The organism is Bacillus sp. CGMCC 1.60114 (assembly GCF_042676365.1).
Classification (GTDB): domain Bacteria; phylum Bacillota; class Bacilli; order Bacillales; family Bacillaceae_G; genus Bacillus_A; species Bacillus_A rhizoplanae_A.
Map to the genome: position 1 here is coordinate 1 of NZ_JBHTHG010000057.1, position 2,857 is coordinate 2,857.

2 protein-coding genes and 4 pseudogenes are annotated in these 2,857 nt (G+C 41.4%); 1 reads left to right on the plus strand and 5 read right to left on the minus strand.

Translation table 11 applies throughout. The features are described from left to right. The 5 genes and pseudogenes from ACFQZ1_RS10780 to ACFQZ1_RS10800 all read right to left on the minus strand — a co-directional run. Positions 1-257 (minus strand): annotated as a pseudogene (locus ACFQZ1_RS10780) (recombinase family protein); the annotation flags it as partial. 243 nt (positions 258-500) lie between these two features. Continuing rightward, a pseudogene (locus tag ACFQZ1_RS10785) lies at positions 501-644 on the minus strand (transposase); the annotation flags it as partial. Between the two features lie 121 nt (positions 645-765). Further along, positions 766-918, minus strand: a pseudogene (locus ACFQZ1_RS10790) (helix-turn-helix domain-containing protein); the annotation flags it as partial. 209 nt (positions 919-1,127) lie between these two features. Further along, on the minus strand, positions 1,128-1,748 hold the full coding sequence (locus tag ACFQZ1_RS10795; protein ID WP_377882206.1) for a class D sortase: 621 nt from the start codon (positions 1,746-1,748) through the stop codon (positions 1,128-1,130). Between the two features lie 10 nt (positions 1,749-1,758). Next, positions 1,759-2,574 carry a cell wall anchor protein gene (locus ACFQZ1_RS10800; RefSeq protein WP_377882207.1) on the minus strand — a complete coding sequence of 272 codons (816 nt, stop codon included), beginning with the start codon at positions 2,572-2,574 and terminating at the stop codon, positions 1,759-1,761. 204 nt (positions 2,575-2,778) lie between these two features. Between ACFQZ1_RS10800 and ACFQZ1_RS10805 the strand changes: the two are divergent. Continuing rightward, positions 2,779-2,857, plus strand: a pseudogene (locus ACFQZ1_RS10805) (IS6 family transposase); the annotation flags it as partial.

Consider the following 2,857-nt stretch of genomic DNA (forward strand, 5'->3'; position numbering starts at 1 on the left):
GCTTCAATAAATTCTTCTGTTATTTCGACAGGAGGACGCCCTAAGTGTTTTCCTTGTTTTCTAGCAAGAGCAATTCCTTCAGCTTGGCGTTGTTTAATATCAATACGCTCTTTTTCTGCAAATGCTGATAATATTGTAAGGGTTGCTTTTTGAATTGCGCTTTGAATGACATCATTTGTACTTTCACCAGTGTAATTGACGTTAATATAGGGTTCCTTTATAAATTGTAAATTCACCCTATGTTTTTCATAATATCTAACTCAAGCGGCTCAAATCGAACTTACCAAACACAATAAACTGCTTTACAAGCCCCTACCAAACCTATCCCAAGTAATAAATCATTAAAGATCTAAAGAAAGAAAAGAACTACTATATAAGTTTACTTTGAAGTTTTGAAGTTTCGACCTCTCAAGCCGTGTAGCCCAGACGTTTTAAAATTTTCCCGGTAAACTCCATTCTATAAAAGATGTAATAGATTGTTGGATTGCTTCTTAATCTTTGTGAAAGCGGTTCAAGATAACAGCTTCTTTTAACCAATCCCATATTCGTTCAATCGGATTGAGCTCCGGCGAATAGGGTGGCAGAAAGATGAGAAAGAGGCGATGTTGATGTTCTTCTAAAAATGGACGAAGAAGCTTCGCATGACGTGTACATACCCATTCCTTCCTTTTCTGGTGTACTTTCTAGAATGATTCGCTTTAATTCGGCCTGTTGTTCCGTTGAAAGATAAGGAGCTTTTCCTGACGGCACCCTACGCGTAAGCAATTCCGGTAAACCGCCTTCGTTGAATGACTTAATGTAACTGGCAACGGATTGACGATGGATATTCAGGATAGCAGAAACTTCTTTTCCGAGATATCCTTCCATGACAAGGCGAACCGCTTTTATGCGTTGATGAAGCAATCCATCTTTCACCATCCGTTCTTTTTTTCGTAATGTCGTACCGTCCAACTGTGTGTGTTTGTAATCGTTAATCGCTTCATTGTATACCGCTCCTTTGAAAGAGATGTCCTTAGGAGCAGTATGTACAGTTTTTTCAAGCCTTACACAGATGTCGATTCTTTAATATGAACTTATATAGATATAGAAAAGAAGCCCCCGCCTGTCTGACAAGCGCGAGCTTCCCCTTATTTCTTCTCCGTTTTCGGCTGAGACACCAGCTTCGTATACACAATAAAACGATCCGGTGCATCTCCAATATAATCAAACGGATAACACGTCGTCAGCGTCAGCGTTTCATAATCTGTCGGAACAATAATATTTTCATCATTCGCATGTGTAATCTTAAAGTCCGTCGCTTCATAAACAAACTCTCCGTAAGGCGTAGTAAAGCTAATCCTATCGCCCTTCTTCAAGTGCTCCAACTTACGGAATACCGTATCGCGGTGGCCGCTCAACACAACATGTCCGCCCTGACCAGGCAGTGTGCTTCCCGCAAAGTGGCCGACACCTTGCTTCAGCTCTTCCTCATGCGTACCTTGCACAACCGGCCAACTGGCATCTAAAGATGCAATCTTTAGGTCTCCAAGCTTCTCACCCGGCGCCGGCAGCTTCGACCATAGCTGTTCTTGCTCAAACTCCCGATTCGGGTTTTCCGGCTCATACGGCTTTACAACCGCCTTCGCCAATAAAACTGTTTGCTTCGTCATATCCCAGCCAAAATACGCTACAATACCTGCACCCAATAACATAAGAGAAATGGGGATTCCAAGAATCACCCATCTCCATTTGCTTTTAAGCTTTTTCATATGTAAGAGCTTACGCCTTAACTGGCTCCGCTTTGCGTGTCATACGTACAGCCGGAACTAACGCAAGACCGCCAAGCGCGAACAATAACGTACCTAAAGCAATGTATGTAGGGTCTTGAGACGCAGTGTTTGGCAATGTTCCATTTGGCATAGGAACGAACTTACCGGACTTATTCAAATCCTTCTTGGCTTGTACAGCCGTTTTCAAAGCCTTCATCATATCTTTAAGGCCTTTTGGTGTTAAATAATCGATTTTCGGATCGATAGTCGCTAACAGTTTACCGTTCAAATCCTTTAATTGAATCTTTAAATTGGAATTGAACTTATAATTTGCCGCATCAATCGGATTGCCCTTCGCATCAACGAACGTCACCTGCAAATGAGCGAGCTGTGCACTCTCAAGGAACAGGCGCACCGCTTCTGCCTTCTGTGCATTCGTTAACTGCGTTACATCCTCTGTGCTTCCCAAAATCTCCAAAACACGCTCCGAATTCGCAAGAATCTTATTAAACTCTTGATCTGTCAAATTCACCGACTGAATATACGCATACAAATAATCCACCCGGTCCACATGCAATGCTTTTAAAGCTTGTACTAACTTCTGGGAACCTTTCTCTGTCTCTGACTCCGCCTCCGCCTGCGCAAAAGAAGGCGCAAACGCTGTTACTCCTACACTCACAGCTGCAGCCAGCGCACATGTTTGAACCACGTTTTTTAATTTCATGCCACACATCCCCTTTTTGGAATTTTTTACTACTTTTGTATTATAACGTATAAATTTCATCATAAAAATACAAAATCGTACTTTTTTACCATATTGTAACATTAATATCCAAGCCCCTCCTAAGCCCCTTCCAAGTAATAAATCATTAAAAGAATTTAAAAAACCCGTGGTGCTAGTTGTTTCTAGGCATAAAAATAGCCCTTACATATAAAATCCGGTTCTGGTGCAAAAACCTCAAAATATCTGCAGTAATCTCCCAAACTTGGACATACTGATACTATTACTCTAAAAAGGGGCGTGATCAGTATGGAAAAGCAAAATTTATTCAAGTGGAAACATTATCAACCCGATATTATTCTTCTTACTGTCAGATGGTACCTACGGT

Excerpts from the sequence above, each read along its gene's own strand:
- ACFQZ1_RS10795 (WP_377882206.1), bottom strand. The coding sequence starts at position 1,748 with ATGAAAAAGCTTAAAAGCAAATGGAGATGGGTGATTCTTGGAATCCCC.
- ACFQZ1_RS10800 (WP_377882207.1), bottom strand. The coding sequence starts at position 2,574 with ATGTTACAATATGGTAAAAAAGTACGATTTTGTATTTTTATGATGAAA.